Below are 22,834 nucleotides of genomic sequence, written 5' to 3' on the forward strand. Positions count from 1 at the left end.
GTCGTGGATCAGGCCTGGCAGGCCGCGGTGTCCAGCTTCGCCGACTTCACCACATTGCAGGCGAAGACGTGCGAGACCTTCCAGGAGTCGTCCTCGGCGACGAACTCGACGAAGGCGTCCTCGACCGGGCTGCCGTCGATGGTCACGTCGGCCTCGGCGCGCAGCTTGCCGTTGGCGGGCTCGCCCACCGAGGTGATGGTGACGGTGACATTGTTCGTCTTCGCCGCGTCGACGAACTTGTCGACCAGCATCGGATCCTGGTCGGCGTCCTCGATGTAGGTCTTCTTCTCGTCCTTGGTCAGCTGACCGGCCAGCGCCTTGTTCAGCCGGGCGTTGAGCTCGTCGGCGGTGGGCTTGGGCAGGTCCGGCGGGGTGGTGGCCGCGGGCTCGGCGCCCTCCTCCTTGCCCGGCGCGGTGTCGCCGGTCTCGAACGCGTCGCCGGCGGCGGTGGTGGTCGCGCCCGCGCTGCCCGCGGTGTCGTCGGAGGAGCCGCAGGCGGTCAGGCCGAAGGCGGCGACGGCGGCCAGCACGGCCACGGCGGTCTTCATGGAACGGTTACGCACGAAATTCCCTAAGTCTGTCGGCGCCGGGCGCACGGCCCGGCTGGTCGTCGTCGGTCAGAGCGAGTGGTTGCTGGTGCAGTTCCAGTGCTTGATCCAGGCATTGCCCGGGTTGGCGTTGAGCGCTTCCTGCTTGGCGCCACCGACCGTCGAGGCGGCCCCGAATCCCCACCAGCCGCGCGAGATCGAGATCGCGCCGCAGCCGTTGCGGTAGGACACCTTCACGGCGCAGCCGCCGCCACCCCCACCGCGGATGCACGCGTCCATCGCGCCCTGCCGCGCCTCGCCGTAGCTGCCGTAGTCCTGCGCGTAGCCGTAGACACCGGCGCGCACATTGGCGGCGATGGCGCCATAGTAGTTCCCCGACTGCGCCTGGGCTGGGGCGATGTGCCCGGCGAACAGTGCCGCGGTGGTCGTCGCCAGGACGGCGGCACTGGTGAGGATTCTCTTCACGTGTTGCTTCCCCTTCGTAAGCACGGGCCGACTCGGCCCGATGGAGCGCAGTCAAGGTACCCAGGTGGTCGGCTCCCGCGCCAGCCTCCGAGTGCCCGGAATGCCCGAAACATCAGCGATCGGTAAGCATTCCGTAAGCGGGCCGCCGCGAAACGCGGTCCGAGCGGGGCCGCCCGCCCGCGACCGGGACCCCCGCGACCTGCGGATACCCCGGCTGAGCGGGGTGTGGCCAGTGTTGCGGATGGTCCGGACGGGGCTCGAGCGGCTAGCCTGATGGTCATGGCAGGTAAGTCCCGCACCACCACGACCTCTCGTGCGCGGGCGGGATCGAGCCGGGGGCAGACGCCGGCGGCGCGGTCTCGTTCGGCGACGCCGCGCGCGTCGTCGGCGCCGCGTGCGCGCAAGACCCCGGTCCGCCGTCCCGCCCCCCGCGCCTCCAGCACCGCGCCGCCCGCGGTGATCGGCCGCGGTATCCGCAACGGCTGGACCATGCTCGCGCGCGGCGTCGGCGCCACCACCCGCACGCTGAGCCGGGCGGGCGATCTCGAACACGGGCACCGGCGCGACGGCATCGGGCTGGCGCTCATCGCGTTGAGCGTGATCATCGCCGCGGCCATGTGGTTGTCGGCGGGCGGCCCGGTCGGCCGGTTCCTCGAAGACGTCGTGCGCGCGATCGCCGGATCGGCGGCGGTGCTGGCCCCGATCCTGCTGGTGGGGCTGGCGGTGGTGCTCATGCGCACCGAACCGCATCCGGAGATCCGGCCGCGGCTGGTGCTCGGCGGGCTGCTCGTGGTGGCCCCCGCCCTCGGCATCTGGCATCTGGCGGCGGGCTCACCCACCGACGCGCGCGGAAGGGCCGGTGCCGCGGGCATTCTCGGCTACGCCGTCGGCGGTCCGCTCGGCCAGGGCCTGACCCCGTGGCTGGCCCTGCCGATCCTGTTGCTGGCCATGGTCTTCGGCGTGCTGCTGCTCACCGGCACCACGGTGCGCGAGGCGCCCGCGCGGCTGCGCGAGTACTTCGGTCTCGGCGAACACGCCGACGACCCCTACGATCCGGCCGATTACGACGCCGACGGCTTCCCGGTGCACCGCCCGCGGGCCCGGCGCCGCGGCCGCACCCCCGACGACAACTACCCGCCCGACGAGTTCGGTGGCTCCGACGCGGTCACCGAGGCGCTGGGCGAACCGCCGCTGCGCGACGCCAAACAGCTCAGTTTCGACGAGGAACCCCCGGCACCGGAGCCCGCGCCGAAACCGGCGCGCAAGCGCCCGCAGCCCAAGGTCGTCGACCAGACCCCGCCCGCGCCGCCGGAGCCGGAGTTCGTCACCGACCGGGTGGTCGACGGCGACTACACGCTGCCGCCGCTGACCCTGCTGCTCGACGGCGATCCGCCCAAGAAGCGTTCGGCCGCCAACGAATCGATGATCGAGGCGATCACCGAGGTGCTGGTGCAGTTCAAGATCGACGCCGCGGTCACCGGATTCGTGCGCGGCCCGACGGTCACCCGCTACGAGGTCGAGCTGGGTCCGGGCGTGAAGGTCGAGAAGATCACCGCGCTGGCCCGCAACCTGGCCTACGCGGTGGCCACCGAGAACGTGCGCCTGCTCGCGCCGATCCCGGGCAAGTCGGCCGTCGGCATCGAGGTGCCCAACTCCGATCGCGAGCTGGTGCGCTTGGCCGATGTGCTCAAGTCGCCGCACACCCGCAACGACCACCATCCGCTGGTGATCGGGCTGGGCAAGAACATCGAGGGCGAGTTCGTCTCGGCCAATCTGGCCAAGATGCCGCATCTGCTGGTGGCCGGTTCGACCGGCTCGGGTAAGTCCAGCTTCGTCAACTCCATGCTGGTCTCGCTGCTGCACCGGGCCACCCCCGAGGAGGTCAGGATGATCCTGATCGACCCGAAGATGGTGGAGCTCACGCCGTACGAGGGCATTCCGCACCTGATCACGCCGATCATCACCCAGCCCAAGAAGGCCGCCGCCGCGCTGGCCTGGCTGGTGGAGGAAATGGAACAGCGCTATCAGGACATGCAGGCCAGCAAGGTCCGCCACATCGACGACTTCAACAAGAAGGTGAAGTCGGGCCAGATCACCGCGCCACTGGGCAGCGAGCGCGTCTACCGGCCCTACCCGTACATCCTGGCCATCGTCGACGAGCTGGCCGACCTGATGATGACCGCCCCGCGCGACGTCGAGGACGCGATCGTGCGGATCACCCAGAAGGCCCGCGCGGCGGGCATCCACCTGGTGCTGGCCACCCAGCGCCCCTCGGTGGACGTGGTCACCGGGCTGATCAAGACCAATGTGCCCTCGCGGCTCGCCTTCGCCACCTCCTCGCTCACCGACTCGCGCGTCATCCTGGACCAGCCCGGCGCGGAGAAGCTGATCGGCATGGGCGACGGCCTGTTCCTGCCGATGGGCGCGGGCAAGCCGACCCGCCTGCAGGGCGCGTTCATCTCCGACGAGGAGATCCACGCGGTCGTCGAGTTCAGCAAGACCCAGGCCGAGCCGGACTACCAGGACGGCGTCACCGCGGCCAAGGCGGGCGAGGCCAAGGACGTCGACCCCGATATCGGCGACGACATGGACGTGCTGCTGCAGGCCGTCGAGCTGGTGGTCACCTCGCAGTTCGGGTCCACCTCGATGCTGCAGCGCAAGCTGCGCGTCGGCTTCGCCAAGGCGGGCAGGCTGATGGACCTGATGGAGACCCGCGGCGTCGTGGGGCCCAGCGAGGGGTCCAAGGCGCGCGATGTGCTCATCAAGCCCGACGAACTCGACGGGTTGCTGTTCTCGATCCGCGGCGGCGACCCCGGCGCGGCCGGGGACGACTAGGTCGGCACACGCCGGACGGCGCGTCCTGCTGGTTTGCTCTGGCCGTGCCGGGAGCAGGCGGCGACGGACGAGGAGGGACCGTAGCTCACCGCGGAGTCGAACCGCGAGTACGGGCCTTATGAGAGCCCGTCCGCACCTGCGTGAGCCGTGGTTCCCTCGGCGAGAGTCGAACTCGCACTGGCCGGTACCTGAGACCGGTGCCTCTGCCAATTGGGCTACGAGGGAACGGGGGATCGCCCCTGGCCCGCGGAGCGGACCGGGTACGGCGGAAGCGCAGGCGCGCGGCCTGCGTGGGAAGGAATGTCCGGATCGGGCCCGAGGGGCCGGTCAGCCGACGCGCGAAAGGCGTAGCGGCGCCGCGGCATCCAGGAGCTGCCGGGGCATGGCGGCACGGCGTTCGTACGGTGCGGTGGACGGGGTCACGGCGGGCTCCTCTCGTGGTGCCGGTAGGTGGTCGACGGCGTACCGACGGTAGCAAGCCGGGACCCGGTGGCGAAACGGATTTTCCGCGCGCCGAGTGGGCCGCGCGCGGGTCACCGACGCTGTGTGTGAAATCATGACGGGCAATCGTTCCGCAACGCGACTGAAACGGACATTTCAGGCATGATGGGCGACATGAACTTCATCGATCGGACCACCACATGCAGGTGACCACGCTCGAGTGGGTGATCACCGGTGTGGTGATCCTCGGCTTGTTCGTCTTCGACTTCTTCGCCCATGTGCGGACCCCGCACGAGCCGACCTTCAAGGAATCGGGGCTGTGGTCGGCCGTCTACATCGGCCTGGCCCTGCTGTTCGGCCTGTTCGTCGCCTGGAAATGGGGCGGCACCTTCGCCGGGGAGTACTACGCCGGTTTCGTCACCGAGAAGGCCCTCTCGGTGGACAACCTGTTCATCTTCCTGATCATCATGAGCACCTTCGCGGTACCGCGCATCTACCAGCAGAAGGTGCTGCTGATCGGCATCGTGCTGGCGCTGGTCATGCGTGGTGTGTTCATCGCCGTCGGCGCGGCCGCGATCAGCGCGTTCAGCTGGGTGTTCTACCTGTTCGGCGCGTTCCTGATCTTCACCGCGGTCAAGCTGCTGCGCGAGAGCGGGCACGAGGTCGAGCACGAGGAACAACGCGACAGCCGCATCGTCGCGCTGGCCAAGCGGATCCTGCCGACCACCGACCAGTACGACGGCGACAAGCTCGTGACCAAGGTCGATGGCCGCCGGGTGGTGACTCCGCTGCTGATGGCGCTGCTGGCCATCGGCTTCGCCGACCTGCTGTTCGCCCTGGACTCCATCCCGGCCATCTACGGCCTCACCGAACAGCCGTACCTGGTGTTCACCGCCAACGCCTTCGCCCTGATGGGTCTGCGCCAGCTGTTCTTCCTGATCGGCGGGCTGCTCGATCGCCTCGTCTACCTGTCCTACGGGCTGGCCGCGATCCTGGCCTTCATCGGTATCAAGCTCGTGCTGCACGCGCTGCACGAGAACACGCTGCCGTTCGTCAACGGGGGCGAGCACGTGAGCGTCCCGGAGATCTCCACGGCGGTCTCGCTGGGGGTCATCATCGGCATCCTGGTCGTCGCCACGGTAGCGAGCCTGCTGCGCACCCGCCGCACCGCCGCCTGACCGAACGCCGCCTGAACGGACACTGCCCGGAACCTGGACCAGGTTCCGGGCAGTGCCGTGTCCGGGGTCAGCTGGCGAAGGCGCCCATCACCGGCAGCCACTCGACCACGCGCACGGCGTCGATCAGGCCCAGCTTCGCGAAGGGGTCCTCGGTGAGCAGGTCGGTGAGCCAGGGCGCGTCCTCGGCGCGGAACAGCAGCAGCGCGCCCGTGCCGTCCGGGTAGGGGCCGCTGCTCAGCACGGTGCCCGCGTCGACCAAGGCGTCGAGCCAGGCCCGGTGCTCGGGGCGGTTCGTGGCCCGGTCGGCGGCGGTGGCCTCGGAGTAGGTGTAGTGGACAGCGAAGATCGGCACGTCGATCACTTTCTGGCGAGGGAGACTGCGGTCAGAGGGTCAGCAGCATGCGGGTGTTGCCGAGGGTGTTCGGCTTCACATAGCTCAGGTCGAGGAATTCGGCGACACCGGTGTCGTAGGAGCGGCACATCTCGGCGTACACCTCGGCGGTGACGGGTGTGCCGTCGATCTCGACGAAACCGTGGCGGCCGAAGAAGTCCACCTCGAAGGTCAGCACGAACAGCCGCTGCAGCTGCAGGTCCCGCGCGACCGCGACCAGCCGGTCGACCACCGCGCCGCCCACCCCGCGGCCCTTGACGACGGGATCCACGGCCACCGTGCGCACCTCGCCCAGATCGGCCCACAGCACGTGTAATGCGCCACAGCCGACGACCGTGCCGTCGAGTTCGGCCACCCAGAACTCCTGCACCGACTCGTAGAGGGTGACCAGGTTCTTCTCCAGCAGGATGCGGCCCGCGTACTCGTCGACCAGGCGCTTGATCACGGGCACGTCGGAGGTTCGCGCGCGTCGGACGACGACGTCGGCGCCTCCGGTGGGCCCGGAGGCGGTAGCGGAGCGTGACCACGCAGGGCCCTCGGAGGCGCCGCCATCGGACACCGCGGGAACAGGCGCCACAGTGGGCGCGGCGGAGTGCGCGTCGCTGGTCGAACCACCCAGTGGTCCCCGTGAGGTCATGGGGTGCACAGTAGTCGGCCCGGTTACCGATAGTCTGAACATGTGCCGCACATCCTGTCGATCCGCTCACCGCATCGCGCCGGGCCCGTCGACCGGACCGGGCGGCGCCTCGCGCGCGAGCAAACCGCGCGCGACCGGAGTGGACGGCGGCGCAGTGCCGGGGGATGCCGAGAGGGCCAGGGCATGAGAGGTCAGCGCGCGGAGGAGGCAGCCTGCGTGACCACGCAGCGCGCCCGCGCATGCCGGATGGAAGCAGCATGAGCGTGCGACCTGAAGAAATCGATCGTGGGTATGGGCACGCGGTGTCCGAGCGCGTCGATACCCATGTTCCGTTGCTCAATATCGCCAATGTGCTGACCATCGCGCGGATCGTGCTGGTCCCGCTGTTCGTGCTGGCCCTGTTCGCCGGCGGTGGGCACGACACCCGCTGGCGCATCGCCGCCGCCGCGATCTTCGGCCTGGCCGCGATCACCGACCGCTTCGACGGGCAACTGGCCCGCAAATACGGTCTGGTGACCGATTTCGGCAAGCTCGCCGACCCCATCGCGGACAAGGCGCTGATCGGATCAGCGCTGGTCGCGCTGTCGATCCTGGGCGATCTGCCCTGGTGGATCACCCTGGTCATCTGCGGCCGCGAGATCGGCATCACGCTGCTGCGGCTGGTGGTCGTGCGGCGCGGGGTGATCCCGGCGGGCCGCGGCGGCAAACTCAAGACGCTGGTGCAGTCGGTGGCCATCGCGCTGCTGCTGTTGCCGCTGTCGGGCGCCTACCAGACCGCGGGCATGTGGCTGATGTACCTGGCCGTGGCGCTGACGGTGATCACCGGCCTGGACTACGTCGGCCAGGCCGCCCGGTTGTGGCTGGCAGGCGGCCGGGCGCGCGGCGAGTCACGCTCGTGAGCGATCCGCTCGTCGACGGCGCGCCGGTCGCCGAGCTGGTCGCGGCGCTGCTCACGGCGGGACAGACCGTCGCCACCGCCGAATCGCTGACCGCGGGCCTGCTGGCGGCTACCGTGGCCGGAGTACCGGGTGCCAGCGCGGTGCTGCGCGGCGGGTTGATCGTGTACGCGACCGACCTCAAAAGCGGGCTGGCCTGCGTCGACGACGCGATCCTCCGGGCCGACGGGCCGGTGGCGGCCTCGACCGCCGAACAGCTCGCCGTCGGCGCGCGGACACGTTGCGGCGCGGACTGGGGTGTCGGGCTCACCGGAGTCGCCGGACCCGATTCCCAGGACGGGCACCCGGTCGGGACGGTATATCTCGGATTGGCCGGTCCACGACACAGCGAAGTGGTCCGGTTGAAACTGCACGGTGACCGATGGACGATCAGAATCGGTGCGGTGCACAGCGCGGTGCGGGAGTTGTTGCGCTGTGTGACGACGAACTAGCCGCGGCCGGGAACCACCGGCCGATGCGCGACGTTGTGCCAGAAAGAGGTGAACACCGCTACGGCGGTGACACGAGGTGGAGGAGAACGAGATGACGCTGCTGCGGGAGGCAATCGGGGACAGTCTGCGGCGTGCGCGTCTCGCCCAGCATCGAACGCTGCGCGAGGTGTCCACCTCGGCGCGCGTGAGCCTCGGCTATCTGTCGGAAGTGGAGCGCGGCCGCAAGGAAGCCTCCAGTGAACTGCTCGCCGCCATCTGCGAGGCACTGGACGTGCCGCTGTCGCGGGTGCTGTGGGACGTGAGCACCATCATGGCCGGTGCCGACGGCTCGGCGCCGCGCGAGCCCGCGCTGACCGGCCCGGCCGCCGAACCCGCCGCGGCCGAGCCCGCCGCCCCGGCCGAGCCGGACGCGGGCGAGGTCCCCGCCACCGCGAGCGCCGCGGCCGAGCAGGGTCCGCGCATCGGGATCGCCGAGGACACCCGCATCGTCATCCCGGCGCCGCGCGCCGAGATGCTGGTCCTGGTGAAGGGAATGTGACGCGGCGAACCCACGCCCGGGCGCGCGAGACGCTGCACACCGCCGCGGAGAACGGATAGATTCTTCTCAGGCGTCGAAACGGGCCGGTCGCGCCGGCCCGGGTGCCGCATGGTGAAGGATAAGCACGTATCTGGTGCGTGACGGTCGCGCACCACCAGTCGCACGAGCGACGCACAGATGGAGGCGGGATCAATCGATGGCTAATCCGTTCGTGAAGGCCTGGAAGTACATGATGGCCCTCTTCGATTCCAAGATCGAGGAGCATGCGGATCCGAAGGTCCAGATTCAGCAGGCTATCGAGGAGGCGCAGCGTCAGCACCAGGCGCTGTCGCAGCAGGCGGCGTCGGTGATCGGTAATCAGCGTCAGCTGGAGATGAAGCTGAACCGCCAGCTCGACGAGGTCGAGAAGCTCAATGCCAACGCCCGGCAGGCCGTCACGCTGGCCGATCAGGCGGCCGCCGCGGGCGACACCGAGAAGGCGATCCAGTACACCAACGCCGCCGAGGCGTTCGCCGCGCAGCTGGTCACCGCCGAGCAGTCGGTGGAAGACCTCAAGGTGCTGCACGACCAGTCGCTGCAGGCCGCCGCGCAGGCCAAGAAGGCGGTCGAGCAGAACGCGATGATGCTGCAGCAGAAGGTCGCCGAGCGCACCAAGCTGCTCAGCCAGCTCGAGCAGGCCAAGATGCAGGAGCAGGTCTCGGCCTCGCTGCAGCGGATGGACTCGACCCTGTCCGCCCCCGGCTCCACCCCGAGCCTGGACGCGGTGCGTGACAAGATCGAACGCCGCTACGCCGACGCCCTCGGTGCCGCCGAACTGGCCCAGAACTCGGTCCAGGGCCGGATGATGGAAGTCCAGCAGGCCAGCATCCAGATGGCCGGGCACAGCAAGCTCGAGCAGATCCGCGCCTCGATGCGTGGCGACGCCCTGCCCACCGGCAACAACGCGGCCGCCATCGACCCGGCCAAGCAGCAGCCCGCCCAGCCGCCCCAGATCAACAAAGGCCAGGCCACCCAGCAGTAGCCGGGATCAGGGGCCGCCCGCGCGGCGGCCCCTCACCGAGCAGCGGGACCGGGGCGGAAGGATCGAAAGATGAGCGGGAAGACGCGGCGGCCGCGCGCCGAGGGTGTCGAGTCGGCGGCTGTCGCGCAGACGGCGGCCGGTGGGGTGCCCGCGACCCTGCGTGGGGTCGGGGAGCAGGCGCTGGTGGCCGTGCGGCGCTGGGCCGACCCGCGGGAGCGGGAGTTGCGGCGTCGGCGGCGGGCGCGGCGGCGGAGTTTTCAGCTCGGGACCGCGTCCGGGATCACCACGGTCGGGGCGGTGGGGCTGGCCGTGGTGTCGGCGCCCGCCTGGGCCGTGGTGGTGATCGGCGGTGGCGCGGTCGCCTTCGTCACCGGGACCGCGCTCAGTGCCCGGCGCTATCTGCAACTGCGCGACAAGCCGCTGCCGCAGGCGGCGTTCGTGGCGCGGAAGTCCCCGGGTGTCCGCTCGGCGGCGCGGGCGTCGATCCAGCGGCTCATCCGGGCGGAACGGGCCCTGCACGGGCTCGGCGCGCAGATCGCCCGCACTCGCCGCCTGCCCGAGGACGAACTGCGCGACCTGCTCGACACGGCGGGCTCCGGCGCCGCCGCCCTGCACGCCCTCGCCGCCGACGTGGTCGCCATGGAACAGGCCGCCGACACCGTCGGCCGAGCCAACCCGGAGACCGTCGCGGCCCTGAAATCCACCGTCGGCGAGGTGGTCTCCCGCCTGGCGGGCGGCGTCGTCGAGTACGAACAGCTCGTCGCCGCGGCCGCCCGCATTCTCGCCGTCCCCGAGGACACCGTCGTCGCCTACCAGTTCCACGGCATCGTCGCCGACCTGCGCGAGGCCGCCGATCGCCTCGACGGCTGGGCCCAGGCCCTCACCGACATGGCCGACCACGGTCCCGATCTCGGTGCGCTGCACCGGGATTAGCTCCCTCGGATCCACCACCCGGACCGGCCCCGCGACCCACGCGGGGCCGGTCCCGTGCGTTCAGGCGCGGGGGACCGCCGCGCGCAGCGCCTCGAGTTCGGCGGTGCGCAGGTCGGTGACGGTGGAGGATTCGGGGAAGTCGAAGAGGCGGACGTGGGTGGCGTCGGGGGTGTAGGCGGGCCAGTCGACGGTGCCGTCGGTGGCGAAACGGACCCAGGCCGTGTGCATCTCGGTGGCCAGGTCCTGGGGCGGCCGCGGGCCGGTGAGGGTGTGCGCGGCGGCCAGGGCGTCGAAGACGAACGGGATCTCCAGCACGTGGCAGGCGCCGAGGCCGGAGATCCCGGTGGGCCAGGCGAATTCGTAGACGTGGGTCGGGGCCCCTGCGGCGTTGGCGTCGGCGAAGTCCAGGGTGCCGGAGCGGAAACACCAGTCGGTGAGGATCGCGTTGAAGATCTCCGGCGCGGTCGCGTCCGGCCGCTGGGCCGAATACGTCGCGGCCACCGCGGGATCGATGCCGTAGCGGGTCAGCACGAACGGCAGGGTGTCGGCGGTGATTCCGGCGGCGAGACCGGTCGGCACGGTGAAGAACCGGAACTCGTCGGCGGTGGTGCCGATGATCAGCGGTACCGCGCGCTCGGGATGCGCGGCCAGGACCTCGGTGGCCGGACCGGGCACGAGGTCGTCGTCGCGCACCGGGAACAGGCTCATGATGCCCAGCCCCTGCTCGATCACCGTGCCGCCCCAGCGCTGCGGATCGGGATCCATCATCACCGCCAGCGCCACCGCGTTCTGCGCGGTCCGCAGCGCGTCGGGGCCGAGCTCGCCGAAATCGGCGGCGGTCGGCGCGATCCCGAGTTCGGCGGCCAGCGCGGCCGAGACCCGGCGCGCGTCGTCGGGATCGGCGGCTACCGCCCCGTTGGCGCTCTGCACGATCGCCCGGCGGAACAGGCCCGCCGACTGCGGCGCGGCGATCAGCGCCGCCACACTCATCCCACCCGCGGACTCGCCGAAGATCGTCACATTGTCCGGGTCGCCGCCGAACGCGGCGATATTGTCGCGCACCCAGCGCAGCGCGTGCAGCTGATCGTGCAGGCCGCGATTGCGCGGCGCGCCGTCGAGCACGGCGAACCCCGACACCCCGAGCCGGTAGTTGATCGACACCAGCACCACCCCGTCGCGGGCGAACGCGGTGCCGTCGTAGATGGCGCGGGCATTGGACCCGCGCACGAACGCCCCGCCGTGGATCCACACCAGCACCGGCAGGCCGCTGCCCGCCGGGTCCGGGGTCCACACGTTCGCGTTCAGGTACTCGTCGCCGGGGATCCCGTCGCTGCCCAGCAGGGCGTGGATCGGCGCCGGATACGGCGACTGCGCGCAGGTGGCGCCCATCGCGGTGGCCTCGCGCACCCCGTCCCAGGCGAGTGCGGGCTCGGGCAGCCGGAAGCGCCGCGGCCCGACCGGCGCCGCCGCGTACGGCACCCCCAGAAACCGGGTGACGCCGTACTCGGTGCGGCCGCGGATCGCGCCACCGGCGATCGTGACGATGGGTTCCATGGGCTCCTCCTAGCGCTGAGCCCCGATTATGGATCCCGGGCCCGGCGCGGGTGCGGGCTTTGGCCGCTCCGGTGCCCACGGTCTCGGGGTGAACCCTGATCTCCACCCGGATATCGGTGCTGACCTGGTGATTTCTCGCCGCTGGAATGGGAGCATCGAGGGAACGGATCGCCGGACGGCGGTCGCGGAACCGGCAAGGAGTCTCGTCATGGTCTGGAAAGTCATCGGCATGGTCGTCGTCGCGGTGCTCGCGATCTGGATCATCGGCGCGCTGATCAAGGCACTGTTGCCGATCCTGGTGATCGCCGCGATCGGTACCGGCGTCTACCTGCTGTACAAGGCGGTCACCGGCGCGAACGAGAAGAGCCCGCTCAGCAAGCAGTAACCGGTCGGCGGGTGCGCTTAGCATGGGCCGGGTGGAACAGTTACCCGAGGACTGGCAGCGCGGGTTGGTGATCGTCGCGCATCCCGACGACATCGAGTACGGCGCGGCCGCCGCCGTCGCCCGCTGGACGCAGCAGGGCAAGGACATCCGGTATCTGCTGGTCACCCGCGGCGAGGCCGGGATCGCGGGCATGCCGCCCGCGCAGGCGGGCCCGTTGCGCGAGATCGAGGAGATCGCGGGCGCGCGCGAGGTCGGTGTGCACACCGTGGAGTTCCTCGACCATCCCGACGGGCGCGTCGAGGAGGGCCTGGCCCTGCGCCGCGATCTGGCGGCCGCGCTGCGCAGGCATCGCCCGGAGATGGTGGTGCTGTTCAACTTCGGCGACACCTGGGCACCGGGATTCGTCAACAGCGCCGATCACCGCGCCGTCGGGCGCTCGGCGATGGACGCCGTCTCCGACGCGGGCAACGAGTGGATCTTCCCCGAGCTGGCCGAGCTCGCCCCGTGGTCGGCGCGCTGGGCCGCGGTGATGGGCCCGGTGGTCACCCACGCCGTCGACGTCGGCGCCTACCTCGAGCAGGCCCGCGCCTCGCTCGCCGCACACCGCCGCTACCTGCAGGTTCTCAGCCCGGAGCCGGTCGAGGACCAGGTGCGCGCCATCGTCGAGCAGGCCACCGGGCCCAAGGACGGCTTCCCTGCCGCGCACGCGGTGGGCTTCGAACTGTTCACCTTCGCCGGCTGAGGCGCGCCACGATTCGCCCCGATCGGGTGTGGCAGGCTGTGGCGCATGCGAATTGCCGTGGTGGCCGGGCCCGATCCGGGGCATGCGTTTCCCGCGATCGCGTTGTGTCTGCGATTGCTGGCGGCCGGTGACGAACCGGTGCTGTTCACCGGTCCGCGCTGGATCGAGCCCGCGCGCGCGGCGGGCATCAGTGTGCGCAGGCTCAAGGGTCTCGCGCCGCGCGCCGTCGACGACGACGCCGACGCGGGCGCGCGCATCCACGAGCGCGCCGCCCACATCGCCACCGAGAACCTGCCCGAACTCAGCGCGATGCTGCCCGACCTCGTCGTCTCCGACGTGCTCACCGCCGGTGGCGGGATGGCCGCCGAGCGGCTGCGGCTGCCCTGGGTGGAACTGTCCCCGCACCCGCTGTACCTGCCGTCGAAGGCGCTGCCGCCGATCGGCAGCGGACTGGCACCGGGCGAGGGCGTGCGCGGCCGGGTCCGCGACGGCGTGCTGCGCACGATGACCGCGCGCGCCGTGCGGACCGGGCACCGCCAGCGCGGCGCCGCCCGGGAGAGCATCGGCCTGCCCGCCGAGGACCCCGGCCCCACCGCCCGGCTGGTGGCCACCCTGCCCGCCCTGGAGGTGGACCGGCCGGACTGGCCCGCCGACACCCACGTCGTCGGCCCGCTGCTGTGGGAACCCACCGACGCCGTCCTCCCGCTGCCGCCGGGGCAGGCCCCGCTGGTGATGGTGGCCCCCTCGACCGCGCAAACCGGCGTGGCCGCCATGGCCGAGACCGTGCTCGACGGCCTGACCGGACGCGATGTGCGGGTGGCGATCTCGACCCTGGACACCCCGCCCGCCGACCTGCCCGGCTGGGCCACCGCGGGGCTGGGCCGCCAGGACGAACTACTCACTCACGCCGCGGTCGTCGTCGGGGGCGGCGGCCACGGCCTGCTGGCCAAATCCCTGGCCGCGGGCGTGCCGGTGGTCACCGTGCCCGGCGGCGGCGACCAGTGGGAACTGGCCAATCGCGCCGTCCGCCAGGGCAGTTCGCTGCTGGTGCGTCCGCTCACGCCCGAGGCGGTCGGCGCCGCGGTCCGCCAGGTGCTCGACGACCCCGCCTTCACCGCCGCGGCGCGCCGGGCGGCCGAGAGCGGCACGAAGGTCGAGGATCCGGTCGAGATCTGTCATCGGGCCGCGGGCTGAATATCCGGCCGCGACGGTGGTCACCGAGCGCGGGTATCTTGGGCAGCGTGCGGTTGACCGAATTCCAGGAACTGATGCACACCCAGTTCGGCACGGCGCGTGCCGACGCCCTGCTCGCCGACCACGTCATCCCGGCGTTCGGCCGGACCGGCGCGGCCGCCATCGAGGCGGGCATCGACCCCAGGGACGTGTGGCGCGCGCTGTGCGCCGAATTCGACGTCCCCCGGTCGCGGTGGTGACCGGACCATGGCCGTGACCGCGCAGAACCCGCCGCCCCCGTACCGGTTCGACGAGCGGCTGCGGATGATCCCGGTCGACCCGGAGACCCTGGCGGCCCGGGTCGCGGTCGCCGACCCGCACGACTTCGCGGGACTGCGCAGGCTGGGCATCGCCCTGATGCTGCTCGGCCGCTACGAACAAGCCCTCGACCGGCTGGACCAGGCGCTGGTGCTGGCCGATACCGAGCAGCGGCGCGTCACCGTCTGGATCAATCTGGCCGACGTCTACCGCTACCAGGGCGAACCCGGCCACGCCGAGACCCTCTACCGGCGCGCGCTCGATGTCAGCCGGGCTCTGGACGACCCCGATCTGGTCTCGTTCGCCGCCCACCACCTGGGCAAGTCGCTGGCCGAACAGCATCGCCCGCGCGAGGCCAGGGAGCTGCTCAACGAGGCGATGCGGTTGCGGGTGGCCGAGGGCGATTCCGAACTCATCGAGTCCACCCGGGCCGCCCTGGACCACCTCGATGAGCTGGCCCTGCCGCTGCCTCCGGCCGTCACCGCCGTCCTCGGGCCGCTGCCCGCCTGGTCCGGCGACCACGAGGGGCGCGGCGGCAATCTGCTGCGCGCGGGCGGGCACTGGATCAAGCGCGGACCGCGCGCGGTGGCCGAGTACGAGCGGCTGATCTGGCTGCGCGACACCGGGATCGCGGTTCCGGAGGTCGCCGCCTTCGCCGAGGACGTGCTCGTGCTCGCCGACGCGGGCGCGCCGTCGCTCGCGAGCGCCGCACCGGAACCGCGGGAGATCGGCACCCTGATGGGGACCGTGCTGCGCGCCCTGCACGCGCTGCCGGTCGCGCGCTGTCCTTTCGACGGCGGCCTCGACGTGACCCTCGCGCAGGCCCACCGCGCCGTCGTCGAGGGCTTCGCCGATCCGGCCGATTTCGACGACGACCATCGCGCGCTCACCCCCGCCGAGGTCCTCGACCGGCTGCGCGCGCGGCGCCCGGCCGAGGAGGACCTGGTCGTCACGCACGGCGATTTCACCCCCGGCAATGTGCTCACCGATGGGCGGCTGCTCGATGTCGGGGCGCTGGGCCGCGCCGACCGCTACCGCGATCTGGCGCTGGCCGAGCGCGACCTGGCCGGGGATTTCGGCGCCGACGCGGTGCGCGCCTTCTTCACCGCCTACGGCCTGCCCGACCCCGATCGTGGCAGGCTCGACTACTACCGGCTGCTCGACGAACTGTTCTGAGGCTCCGCCGCCTTGGCGTAGTGCCGGGCGGCCTTGGCGCGATTGCCGCAGGTCGCCATGGAATGCCAGCGTCGGGTGCCGTTCTTGGACGTGTCGTAGAAGAACAGCACGCAGTCGGGATGGGCGCACTGGCGGATCCGGTGCGGTGCCTCGGCGAACAGGCGCAGCAGGTCGTCGGCGGCCAGCCAGCCGGGGAGCCAGGCGGGGTCGTCGAGTTCGGGGAGCTCGCGCGGGCCGTCGGCGGTGAGTTCGCGGCGGATCCGGCCGTGGGCGAGAACCTCGTTGATCGGGCCGTACTCGGCGCGGGTGAGGGCCCCGTGCACGGCGTCGCGTGCGGTGCGGACGGCGGCGAGGGTGCGCGGGTCGACGGGCACCCGCTCGGTGAGGCCGAGCAGCGCCAGCCAAATGCGCAAACCGTCGAGATCGGCGAGCAGATCACCGGGTTCGCCCCCCTGCCACCGCGTGTTGAGCAGGTCGAGAGCGGGTGGTTCGCCGGAGTGCGGACGGGGATCGCGCATGCCTGAGGCTATCAACTCCACCTTCCTAACCGGCTATATCAATTTCAAGGGTTGACGACTGTGGTGCTGTCGTTCTACGGTCTAACCGTTCAACAAACTATGAACGGTTACTTGTTCCGGGAGGACATCATGACCACCGTCAGCGCGCCCGCACTCACCACCGGCCACGTCGGGCTCAATGTCACCGACCTCGAGCGCTCCGTGGACTTCTATCGCCGCGGCCTCGGCTTCGAGCAGCTCGGCGGCGGGGTCGACGGCGCCCGCCGCTGGGCCTTCCTCGGCACGGGCGGGGCGCTTGTGCTCACCCTGTGGCAGCAGAGCAGCGGCGAATTCTCCACCGGCACACCAGGCCTGCACCACCTGGCGTTCCAGGTCGCCGATCTCGACGCGGTCCGCGCCGCCGAGTCGGCCCTGCGCGCGCTGGGCGCCGAGTTCTTCCACGAGGGCGTGGTCGCGCACGGCGAGGGCGCCTCCTCCGGTGGCGTCTTCTTCGCCGATCCCGACGGCATCCGGCTCGAGGTGTACGCCCCGGCCGGTGCCGAGGCCGCTCCCGCCCCCGCGGGTGCCGCGCCGACCTGCGGCTTCTTCTGAGGCCGGGCGATGTTCCATCCCGGTGAGCTGGCCGTACAGCGGCGGCTGGGTCAGGACGGGCTCGCCGCCCGGGTCGGCCGCACGATCCGCCCCGATATCCCCGCGGTCGCCGCGGCCTTCCTGGCCGACCAGCCGATGGTGGTGCTGGCCGGGGCGGACCCGGCGGGACGGCTGTGGGCCAGTCCGCTCACCGGGCCCGCCGGCTTCGTACACGCGGTCGACGCCACCACCATCGACATCGACACCGTGCCCGGCCCCGCCGACCCGCTGGCCACGGCGCTGGCCGGTGACCTGCCGGTGGGCCTGATCGCCCTGCAACCGCAACGCCGCAGGCGGATGCGGGTCAACGGCGACTCGGTGGCGCGGCCGGGCGGGCTGCGGATCAGCACCGAGCAGGTGTACGCGAACTGCCCGAAGTACATCTCGCGCAGGCAGCTCCGCGAGTATGTCACCGACGGACCCGGCGCCGTCCGGCACGGCACGGCGCTGACCGAAGCTCAGGCTCATATGCTCGGCACCGCCGACACCTTCTTCGTGGCCACCGCCGATGCCGAGGGCCGGGCCGACGCCTCCCATCGCGGCGGCAATCCCGGCTTCCTCCAGGTATTTTCGCCGACGGAGCTGCGCTGGCCGGACTATCGCGGCAACTCGATGTTCATGACCCTGGGCAATCTCGCGGTACAGCCGCGCTGCGGGCTGCTCGTCGCCGACTGGTCGAGCGGAACGTTGCTCCAGCTGACCGGCACGGCGGACATCCGCTGGGATGCCGGTACGTCCACCCCCGGCGCGCAGTGCTCGATCGACTTCACCGTCGAGGCGGTCCTCGAACGGCCCGCCGCCCTGCCCTTGCGCTGGGGGCCGCCCGACCTGTCCCCGGCCAATCCCTGACCACTCACGAAAGGCGCGCTGTCATGCGACCACCCCTGCCCCCGTTCGATCTCGAGACCGCCCGCGCCAAGGTGCGGGCCGCCGAGAACGCCTGGAACACCCGGGATCCCGAGCGGGTCGCCGCGGCCTACACCGAGGACTCGGTGTGGCGTAATCGTGACGAGTTCTTCACCGGTCACGCCGCGATCGTGGAGTTCCTCACCCGCAAATGGGCCGCCGAGAACGGCTACGCCCTGCGCAAGGACCTGTGGGCCTTCCACGACAACCGCATCGCCGTGCGTTTCCAGTACGAATGGCACGACGCGACGGGGCAGTGGTGGCGCAGCTACGGCAACGAACAGTGGGAGTTCGCGCCGGACGGGCGGATGGCGCGCCGGGAGGCGAGTATCAACGACGTGCCCATCGCGGAGTCCGAGCGCCGGATCCTCGGGCCCCGCGCCGAGGGCGATGAGACGGTGCTGCCGCAGCACTGACCCGCGGTGGTGACGCCCGGTTTCGCGGCGGGATCGCTGGTCGCGAGGGCTGGTCCGCGTGTTGCCGGGCGCGTCGCTTGACTCGAATAGGTGTTCGACTAATCTGGGCGCCAGAACTTGTCGGTGCCGGCCTCTACTGTGGGCGCCAACCAGAGAGACACTCACCTCGAAGAAGGGGATCACACCATGGCACCGCAGGCCTACGATCGCGACAAAGCGCTGGAACTGGCACTCGCGCAGGTCGAGAAGAGCTTCGGCAAGGGCGCCGTCATGCGGCTGGGCGAGGAGGCCCGCCAGCCCATCTCCGTCATCCCCACCGGCTCCATCGCCCTGGATGTCGCCCTCGGCATCGGCGGGTTGCCGCGCGGTCGCGTCGTGGAGATCTACGGCCCGGAATCCTCGGGTAAGACCACCGTCGCCCTGCACGCGGTGGCCAACGCCCAGGCCGCGGGCGGTGTCGCCGCGTTCATCGACGCCGAGCACGCCCTGGACCCGGAGTACGCCCGCAAGCTCGGCGTCGACACCGACGCGCTGCTGGTCTCCCAGCCCGACACCGGTGAGCAGGCGCTCGAGATCGCCGACATGCTGGTGCGCTCCGGCGCCATCGACATCATCGTCATCGACTCCGTCGCCGCCCTGGTGCCGCGCGCCGAGATCGAGGGCGAGATGGGCGACAGCCACGTCGGCCTGCAGGCCCGCCTGATGAGCCAGGCGCTGCGCAAGATGACCGGCGCGCTCAACAGCTCGGGCACCACCGCCATCTTCATCAACCAGCTGCGCGAGAAGATCGGCGTCATGTTCGGCTCGCCGGAGACCACCACCGGCGGTAAGGCGCTGAAGTTCTACGCCTCGGTCCGCCTGGACGTGCGCCGCATCGAGACCCTCAAGGACGGCAGTGACGCGGTGGGCAACCGCACCCGCGTGAAGGTCGTCAAGAACAAGGTGAGCCCGCCGTTCAAGCAGGCCGAGTTCGACATCCTCTACGGCCAGGGCATCTCCAAGGAGGGCTCGCTCATCGACATGGGCGTCGAGCACGGCTTCATCCGCAAGTCCGGCTCCTGGTACACCTACGAGGGCGACCAGCTGGGCCAGGGCAAGGAGAACGCCCGCAAGTTCCTGCTGGAGAACACCGACGTGCGCGACGAGATCGAGAAGAAGATCAAGGAGAAGCTGGGCATCGGCGCCGACCTGACCGCCGAGGCCGACACGCCCGCCGACTTCTGATCGCGTGTGGTCGCCGCACCCCGGTCGCCGCGACTCGGCCGACCCGGTCGAGGACATGCGCAGGCAGCTGGCCCGCCTCGGTATCGAGGTCGAGCCGGAATCGCTGACGCGGGCGGGTGACCCCGGGAACGGCGGCACCGAACTCGCCCGATCGGCTCGTGCCGCACGAGCGGATCCGGGTGCGAGGAGAATTCGGTCGGGTGCGGGCGATCCGCAGCGCGCGCACCCGACCGGATTCGCCGATCGTGAGAAATCACGGTATTCCGCTGCGCGGACCGGTGTCGATCATGAAGAGTGGGGGAACGGGGGAGCAGACTCCCTGTCGACCGCCGTCGGTGGTGACGACGGACGACAGGCGGATCCGGTGGCGGCCGGATCCGAGCCGGGAGAGCCCGACAGGCGGGCCGGCACACGCCGGCTCGCCCCGGGCGACCGTCCCGGCGCCACCGTGGAGCAGGCCAAAGACGCCTGCCTGAACCTGCTGGCCGTGCGCGCCCGCAGCCGCGCCGAACTGGAGAAACGGCTCGGCGAGAAGGGATTCCGGCTCGAGGTCACCGCGGCCGCGCTCGACCGACTGGCCGAGGTGGGCCTCGTCGACGACACCGCCTTCGCCGAACAGTGGGTGCACGAACGGCACACCTATTCGGGCCGGGGCAAGAAGGCACTGCACCGCGAACTCCGGGACAAAGGTGTCGCGCCCGGCGCCGCGGAGGACGCCCTCGCCGCCGTCACCGACGAGGCCGAACGCGCCCGCGCCACCGATCTGGTCCGCCGCAAACTCGCCACCCTCTCCCGTGAACTGGACCGCGACAAGGCCACCCGCCGCCTCGTCGGCATGCTCGCCCGCCGCGGTTACGACCAGTCGACCGCCTTCGCCGTCGTCACCGCCGAACTCGCCGACGCGGGTTTCGAACCCACCCCGCCGCCGCGCCGACGCGCTCCCGAGCCCGACGCGCATGCCCCCGCCGGTGTCGCGGGCCCGGCAGACGACACCGCCGCCGCCGACAACGAGCCCGAACCGATCCCCACCCGCCGAGCCGCACGCAGACCGGTCCCCGGTGACGAACGGGCCGCCGCCGACCTGGTGCGCCGCAAGATCCGCTCCTTACCCGCCGACCTCGACCGCGCCAAGGTCACCCGCCGCCTGGTCGACATGCTGGCCCGCCGGGGCTACAGCGCATCGGTCGCCTACTCCGTGGTGAAAGCCGAACTGGCCGAAGCCGATCGGTGAGGGGAAGTCCGCCCCGCACGTGCGGCGGCCGGGTGTCGTCGGAATCGGTCCGTCTTCGGTGGAGCGCAACACGCCGCGCGACACGCCTGCCCTGGCCTGGGTAGCCAGTTGCGGCGTGACCGGTCCCGCTCAGGTGTTCGTGGGTGGTCCGGTGTGAAATGGCGCGTCGCGGAGCGGTGACGCGTAGGATGATTCGTCGCCGATGAAACATGGTTGCGCGCAGGTGTTTTCGTAGCGCGCAGGTCGGTGTGGGTGTGGGAACGCAGTGTTTCACCCATGATGCGGGTGGGCATTCGGGGGAGCAGGGCCTGATGTGGCCGCCGAGCTACGGGGAGGTGGACCCTGGACGCGTTGTGGTCGTTCGTGGTGAGCCGACGGGAGCAGTTGCTGCTCGACTCCTATCTGCATGTCTCGGCAGTGGTGCAGTCCCTGGTGGTCGCGACGCTGATCGCCGTGCTGCTCGGGATCCTGGTGTACCGCAGCCCGCTGGGCTCGGCGGCCGCCACCGCCACGGCGGGCGCGATCCTCACCGTGCCGTCCTTCGCGCTGCTCGGGCTGCTGATCCCGTTCCTCGGGCTCGGCGTCGGACCCACCATCGTGGCGCTGGTGCTATACGCGCTGCTGCCGATCCTGCGCAATACCGTGCTCGGATTGTCGAGTGTGGACCCGGCGGTGATCGATGCCGCCCGGGGCGTCGGGATGAACCGGTTGCGGCTGCTCACCACCATCGAACTGCCGTTGGCGTGGCCGTCCATCCTGACCGGGATGCGGGTCAGCACCCAGATGATCATGGGCATCCTCGCGCTCGCGGCGTACGCGAAAGGCCCCGGCCTGGGCAATCTGATCATCTCCGGGCTCGGCAGGCTCGGCAGTCCCAACGCGGTGCCGCAGGCACTCACCGGCACCGTCCTCGTCGTCGTGCTCGCGCTCGCGCTCGACGGCGTCCTGGTCCTGCTCGGCCGGCTCACCATATCGAGGGGAATTCGTGACTGACACCGACACCCGCCCCGGGGACGCGGTCTCCGGCGTCGAGATCGTGCTCGACCGGGTCACCAAACGCTATCCCGACCAGACCGCGCCCGCGGTGGACGAAGTCAGCATGACGATTCCGGCCGGGCAGATCGTGGTGCTGGTCGGCCCGTCGGGCTGCGGCAAGACCACCACCATGCGGATGATCAACCGCCTGATCGAACCCAGCTCGGGCACCGTCACCATCGGCGGCCGCGACGCCGCCACCATCGACGCCGACGAATTGCGCCGCGGCATCGGTTATTCCATCCAGCAGGCGGGCCTGTTCCCGCATCTCACCGTCGCCAAGAACATCGCCACCGTGCCCGGCCTGCTCGGCTGGGACCGCAAGCGGGTCGCCGCCCGCACCGACGAGATGCTGAACCTGGTCGGCCTGGACCCCGCCGTCTATCGCGGCCGGTATCCGCGCCAGCTCTCCGGCGGCCAGCAGCAGCGCGTCGGAGTCGCCCGCGCACTGGCCGCCGACCCGCCGGTGCTGCTCATGGACGAACCCTTCGGCGCCGTCGATCCCATCACCCGCGCGCTGCTCCAAGACGAATTGCTGCGCCTGCAGAGCGAACTCGGCAAGACCATCGTCTTCGTCACCCACGATTTCGGCGAAGCGGTGAAGCTGGGCGACCGGATCGCGGTCCTCGGCGACCGCTCCCGCATCCTGCAATACGACACCCCCGCCGCCATCCTGGCGGCCCCGGCCGACGACACCGTCGCCGGATTCGTCGGCGCCACACCCGCCATCGATCGCCTCGGCCTGGCTGTCCTCGGCGACCTCGAGCTCGACCGTGGCGTCACCGCCGAGCCGGGCAGCACTCCCGCCGCCCTGGCCACGGCGCTGGGCGCGGCTGACCGCCCCTGGGCCGTCGTCCTCGACGAGCGGCTCCGGCCCACCCGCCGCGTCACGGCTGCCGAACTCGCCCACGCGGATTCGCTCACCGACCTCGGTACACCCATCGGCGCCGCCCTGCCCGCGGACGCCACCCTGCAAGACGCCCTCGCCGTCCTGCTCACCGACCGCACCGCGTCCGCCATCGTCGTCGATCCCGCGGGCGTCTACGCCGGGATCGTCACCGTGGACACTCTGATCGCGCATCTGGCCCCGACCGAACCGGCACCGGCATGACCGCGGCCACCAGCAGGATTCACCACCGGCGCGGGTCGCTC

At 71.1% G+C, this 22,834-nt stretch carries 24 protein-coding genes, 1 tRNA gene and 2 pseudogenes; 20 read left to right on the forward strand and 7 right to left on the reverse strand.

The genetic code is table 11. The features are described 5' to 3' along the window. Window positions 1-8: 8 nt before the first annotated feature. Window positions 9-563 (reverse strand): hypothetical protein, encoded by a 555-nt coding sequence (locus WA675_RS03000; protein ID WP_336081646.1) that lies wholly within the window; start codon window positions 561-563, stop codon window positions 9-11. Between the two features lie 54 nt (window positions 564-617). Next, window positions 618-1,013, reverse strand: coding sequence for a DUF4189 domain-containing protein (locus tag WA675_RS03005; protein ID WP_336081648.1), 396 nt, complete (start codon window positions 1,011-1,013; stop codon window positions 618-620). Window positions 1,014-1,292: 279 nt separating this feature from the next. On the opposite strand from WA675_RS03005, the gene WA675_RS03010 reads away from it, so the two are divergent. Continuing rightward, entirely contained in the window at window positions 1,293-3,848 is a 2,556-nt protein-coding gene (locus tag WA675_RS03010) for an FtsK/SpoIIIE family DNA translocase (protein WP_336081649.1), read from the forward strand. A 148-nt stretch (window positions 3,849-3,996) separates the two neighbouring features. On the opposite strand, the gene WA675_RS03015 is transcribed toward WA675_RS03010, so the two are convergent. Further along, window positions 3,997-4,073 (reverse strand) — tRNA-Leu (locus tag WA675_RS03015). Window positions 4,074-4,489: 416 nt separating this feature from the next. Here WA675_RS03015 and WA675_RS03020 point away from each other — a divergent pair. Further along, window positions 4,490-5,467 (forward strand): TerC family protein, encoded by a 978-nt coding sequence (locus WA675_RS03020; protein ID WP_336081651.1) that lies wholly within the window; start codon window positions 4,490-4,492, stop codon window positions 5,465-5,467. Between the two features lie 67 nt (window positions 5,468-5,534). Here the strand turns inward: WA675_RS03020 and WA675_RS03025 are convergent, their stop codons facing one another. Together WA675_RS03025 and WA675_RS03030 are read right to left on the reverse strand one after the other, a co-directional pair. Further along, window positions 5,535-5,819, reverse strand: coding sequence for a YciI family protein (locus tag WA675_RS03025; RefSeq protein WP_336081653.1), 285 nt, complete (start codon window positions 5,817-5,819; stop codon window positions 5,535-5,537). A 31-nt stretch (window positions 5,820-5,850) separates the two neighbouring features. Beyond that, window positions 5,851-6,495 carry an amino-acid N-acetyltransferase gene (locus WA675_RS03030; protein WP_336081654.1) on the reverse strand — a complete coding sequence of 215 codons (645 nt, stop codon included), beginning with the start codon at window positions 6,493-6,495 and terminating at the stop codon, window positions 5,851-5,853. Window positions 6,496-6,752: 257 nt separating this feature from the next. Here WA675_RS03030 and pgsA point away from each other — a divergent pair, with 257 nt between their 5' ends. The 5 genes from pgsA to pspM all read left to right on the forward strand — a co-directional run bounded on the left by pgsA (window position 6,753) and on the right by pspM (window position 10,374). Beyond that, the gene (gene pgsA / locus WA675_RS03035; RefSeq protein WP_336081656.1) at window positions 6,753-7,394 is read left to right on the forward strand and encodes a CDP-diacylglycerol--glycerol-3-phosphate 3-phosphatidyltransferase; all 642 of its coding nucleotides are present in this window, start codon (window positions 6,753-6,755) and stop codon (window positions 7,392-7,394) included. After that, window positions 7,391-7,882, forward strand: coding sequence for a CinA family protein (locus tag WA675_RS03040; protein WP_336081658.1), 492 nt, complete (start codon window positions 7,391-7,393; stop codon window positions 7,880-7,882). The genes pgsA and WA675_RS03040 overlap by 4 nt, the downstream gene beginning before the upstream one ends. A gap of 91 nt (window positions 7,883-7,973) precedes the next feature. After that, on the forward strand, window positions 7,974-8,420 hold the full coding sequence (locus WA675_RS03045) for a helix-turn-helix domain-containing protein (protein ID WP_336081659.1): 447 nt from the start codon (window positions 7,974-7,976) through the stop codon (window positions 8,418-8,420). A 196-nt stretch (window positions 8,421-8,616) separates the two neighbouring features. Further along, the gene (locus WA675_RS03050; RefSeq protein ID WP_336081660.1) at window positions 8,617-9,441 is read left to right on the forward strand and encodes a PspA/IM30 family protein; all 825 of its coding nucleotides are present in this window, start codon (window positions 8,617-8,619) and stop codon (window positions 9,439-9,441) included. 69 nt (window positions 9,442-9,510) lie between these two features. Continuing rightward, window positions 9,511-10,374 (forward strand): phage shock envelope stress response protein PspM, encoded by an 864-nt coding sequence (gene pspM, locus WA675_RS03055; protein WP_336081662.1) that lies wholly within the window; start codon window positions 9,511-9,513, stop codon window positions 10,372-10,374. A 60-nt stretch (window positions 10,375-10,434) separates the two neighbouring features. Here the strand turns inward: pspM and WA675_RS03060 are convergent, their stop codons facing one another. Continuing rightward, entirely contained in the window at window positions 10,435-11,928 is a 1,494-nt protein-coding gene (locus WA675_RS03060) for a carboxylesterase/lipase family protein (RefSeq protein WP_336081664.1), read from the reverse strand. A gap of 208 nt (window positions 11,929-12,136) precedes the next feature. On the opposite strand from WA675_RS03060, the gene WA675_RS03065 reads away from it, so the two are divergent. From WA675_RS03065 to WA675_RS03085, 5 genes are read left to right on the forward strand one after another with little or no spacing between them, the layout of a single operon-like run. After that, window positions 12,137-12,313, forward strand: a complete 177-nt coding sequence (locus WA675_RS03065) for a hypothetical protein (protein ID WP_336081666.1) — start codon at window positions 12,137-12,139, stop codon at window positions 12,311-12,313. A 31-nt stretch (window positions 12,314-12,344) separates the two neighbouring features. After that, window positions 12,345-13,055, forward strand: coding sequence for a PIG-L deacetylase family protein (locus WA675_RS03070; protein WP_336081668.1), 711 nt, complete (start codon window positions 12,345-12,347; stop codon window positions 13,053-13,055). Window positions 13,056-13,100: 45 nt separating this feature from the next. After that, on the forward strand, window positions 13,101-14,249 hold the full coding sequence (locus WA675_RS03075; protein WP_336081670.1) for a glycosyltransferase: 1,149 nt from the start codon (window positions 13,101-13,103) through the stop codon (window positions 14,247-14,249). A gap of 47 nt (window positions 14,250-14,296) precedes the next feature. Then, window positions 14,297-14,488 (forward strand): DUF3046 domain-containing protein, encoded by a 192-nt coding sequence (locus WA675_RS03080; protein ID WP_336081671.1) that lies wholly within the window; start codon window positions 14,297-14,299, stop codon window positions 14,486-14,488. Between the two features lie 7 nt (window positions 14,489-14,495). After that, the gene (locus WA675_RS03085) at window positions 14,496-15,722 is read left to right on the forward strand and encodes a tetratricopeptide repeat protein (protein ID WP_336081673.1); all 1,227 of its coding nucleotides are present in this window, start codon (window positions 14,496-14,498) and stop codon (window positions 15,720-15,722) included. Here the strand turns inward: WA675_RS03085 and WA675_RS03090 are convergent. Beyond that, window positions 15,695-16,240 carry a CGNR zinc finger domain-containing protein gene (locus tag WA675_RS03090; protein WP_336081675.1) on the reverse strand — a complete coding sequence of 182 codons (546 nt, stop codon included), beginning with the start codon at window positions 16,238-16,240 and terminating at the stop codon, window positions 15,695-15,697. The genes WA675_RS03085 and WA675_RS03090 overlap by 28 nt on opposite strands. 129 nt (window positions 16,241-16,369) lie before the next feature. On the opposite strand from WA675_RS03090, the gene WA675_RS03095 reads away from it, so the two are divergent. From WA675_RS03095 to WA675_RS03130, 8 genes and pseudogenes are all read left to right on the forward strand, one after another. After that, entirely contained in the window at window positions 16,370-16,831 is a 462-nt protein-coding gene (locus WA675_RS03095) for a VOC family protein (protein WP_336081677.1), read from the forward strand. Between the two features lie 9 nt (window positions 16,832-16,840). Further along, on the forward strand, window positions 16,841-17,719 hold the full coding sequence (locus WA675_RS03100) for a pyridoxamine 5'-phosphate oxidase family protein (protein ID WP_336081678.1): 879 nt from the start codon (window positions 16,841-16,843) through the stop codon (window positions 17,717-17,719). Window positions 17,720-17,742: 23 nt separating this feature from the next. After that, window positions 17,743-18,192, forward strand: a complete 450-nt coding sequence (locus WA675_RS03105) for a nuclear transport factor 2 family protein (protein ID WP_336081680.1) — start codon at window positions 17,743-17,745, stop codon at window positions 18,190-18,192. A gap of 186 nt (window positions 18,193-18,378) precedes the next feature. Then, window positions 18,379-19,416, forward strand: a complete 1,038-nt coding sequence (recA, locus tag WA675_RS03110) for a recombinase RecA (RefSeq protein WP_336081682.1) — start codon at window positions 18,379-18,381, stop codon at window positions 19,414-19,416. Window positions 19,417-19,864: 448 nt separating this feature from the next. Then, a pseudogene (locus WA675_RS27370) lies at window positions 19,865-20,314 on the forward strand (regulatory protein RecX); the annotation flags it as partial. 159 nt (window positions 20,315-20,473) lie between these two features. Beyond that, window positions 20,474-20,647 (forward strand): annotated as a pseudogene (locus WA675_RS27375) (recombination regulator RecX); the annotation flags it as partial. A gap of 342 nt (window positions 20,648-20,989) precedes the next feature. Continuing rightward, window positions 20,990-21,640, forward strand: coding sequence for an ABC transporter permease (locus WA675_RS03125; RefSeq protein ID WP_336081863.1), 651 nt, complete (start codon window positions 20,990-20,992; stop codon window positions 21,638-21,640). Beyond that, the gene (locus WA675_RS03130) at window positions 21,633-22,793 is read left to right on the forward strand and encodes an ABC transporter ATP-binding protein (protein ID WP_336081684.1); all 1,161 of its coding nucleotides are present in this window, start codon (window positions 21,633-21,635) and stop codon (window positions 22,791-22,793) included. The genes WA675_RS03125 and WA675_RS03130 overlap by 8 nt, the downstream gene beginning before the upstream one ends. Window positions 22,794-22,834: the final 41 nt, after the last annotated feature.

Source organism: Nocardia sp. SSK8 (assembly GCF_037034205.1).
Lineage (GTDB): Bacteria > Actinomycetota > Actinomycetes > Mycobacteriales > Mycobacteriaceae > Nocardia.

Bases quoted from the DNA above. Each gene is read 5' to 3' on its own strand.
- WA675_RS03105 (WP_336081680.1), top strand. From the start codon at position 17,743: ATGCGACCACCCCTGCCCCCGTTCGATCTCGAGACCGCCCGCGCCAAG.
- WA675_RS03010 (WP_336081649.1), top strand. From the start codon at position 1,293: ATGGCAGGTAAGTCCCGCACCACCACGACCTCTCGTGCGCGGGCGGGA.
- WA675_RS03100 (WP_336081678.1), top strand. From the start codon at position 16,841: ATGTTCCATCCCGGTGAGCTGGCCGTACAGCGGCGGCTGGGTCAGGAC.
- WA675_RS03060 (WP_336081664.1), bottom strand. From the start codon at position 11,928: ATGGAACCCATCGTCACGATCGCCGGTGGCGCGATCCGCGGCCGCACC.
- WA675_RS03095 (WP_336081677.1), top strand. From the start codon at position 16,370: ATGACCACCGTCAGCGCGCCCGCACTCACCACCGGCCACGTCGGGCTC.
- pspM (WP_336081662.1), top strand. From the start codon at position 9,511: ATGAGCGGGAAGACGCGGCGGCCGCGCGCCGAGGGTGTCGAGTCGGCG.
- recA (WP_336081682.1), top strand. From the start codon at position 18,379: ATGGCACCGCAGGCCTACGATCGCGACAAAGCGCTGGAACTGGCACTC.
- pgsA (WP_336081656.1), top strand. From the start codon at position 6,753: ATGAGCGTGCGACCTGAAGAAATCGATCGTGGGTATGGGCACGCGGTG.
- WA675_RS03020 (WP_336081651.1), top strand. From the start codon at position 4,490: ATGCAGGTGACCACGCTCGAGTGGGTGATCACCGGTGTGGTGATCCTC.
- WA675_RS03075 (WP_336081670.1), top strand. From the start codon at position 13,101: ATGCGAATTGCCGTGGTGGCCGGGCCCGATCCGGGGCATGCGTTTCCC.
- WA675_RS03045 (WP_336081659.1), top strand. From the start codon at position 7,974: ATGACGCTGCTGCGGGAGGCAATCGGGGACAGTCTGCGGCGTGCGCGT.
- WA675_RS03085 (WP_336081673.1), top strand. From the start codon at position 14,496: ATGGCCGTGACCGCGCAGAACCCGCCGCCCCCGTACCGGTTCGACGAG.
- WA675_RS03065 (WP_336081666.1), top strand. From the start codon at position 12,137: ATGGTCTGGAAAGTCATCGGCATGGTCGTCGTCGCGGTGCTCGCGATC.
- WA675_RS03090 (WP_336081675.1), bottom strand. From the start codon at position 16,240: ATGCGCGATCCCCGTCCGCACTCCGGCGAACCACCCGCTCTCGACCTG.
- WA675_RS03030 (WP_336081654.1), bottom strand. From the start codon at position 6,495: ATGACCTCACGGGGACCACTGGGTGGTTCGACCAGCGACGCGCACTCC.
- WA675_RS03050 (WP_336081660.1), top strand. From the start codon at position 8,617: ATGGCTAATCCGTTCGTGAAGGCCTGGAAGTACATGATGGCCCTCTTC.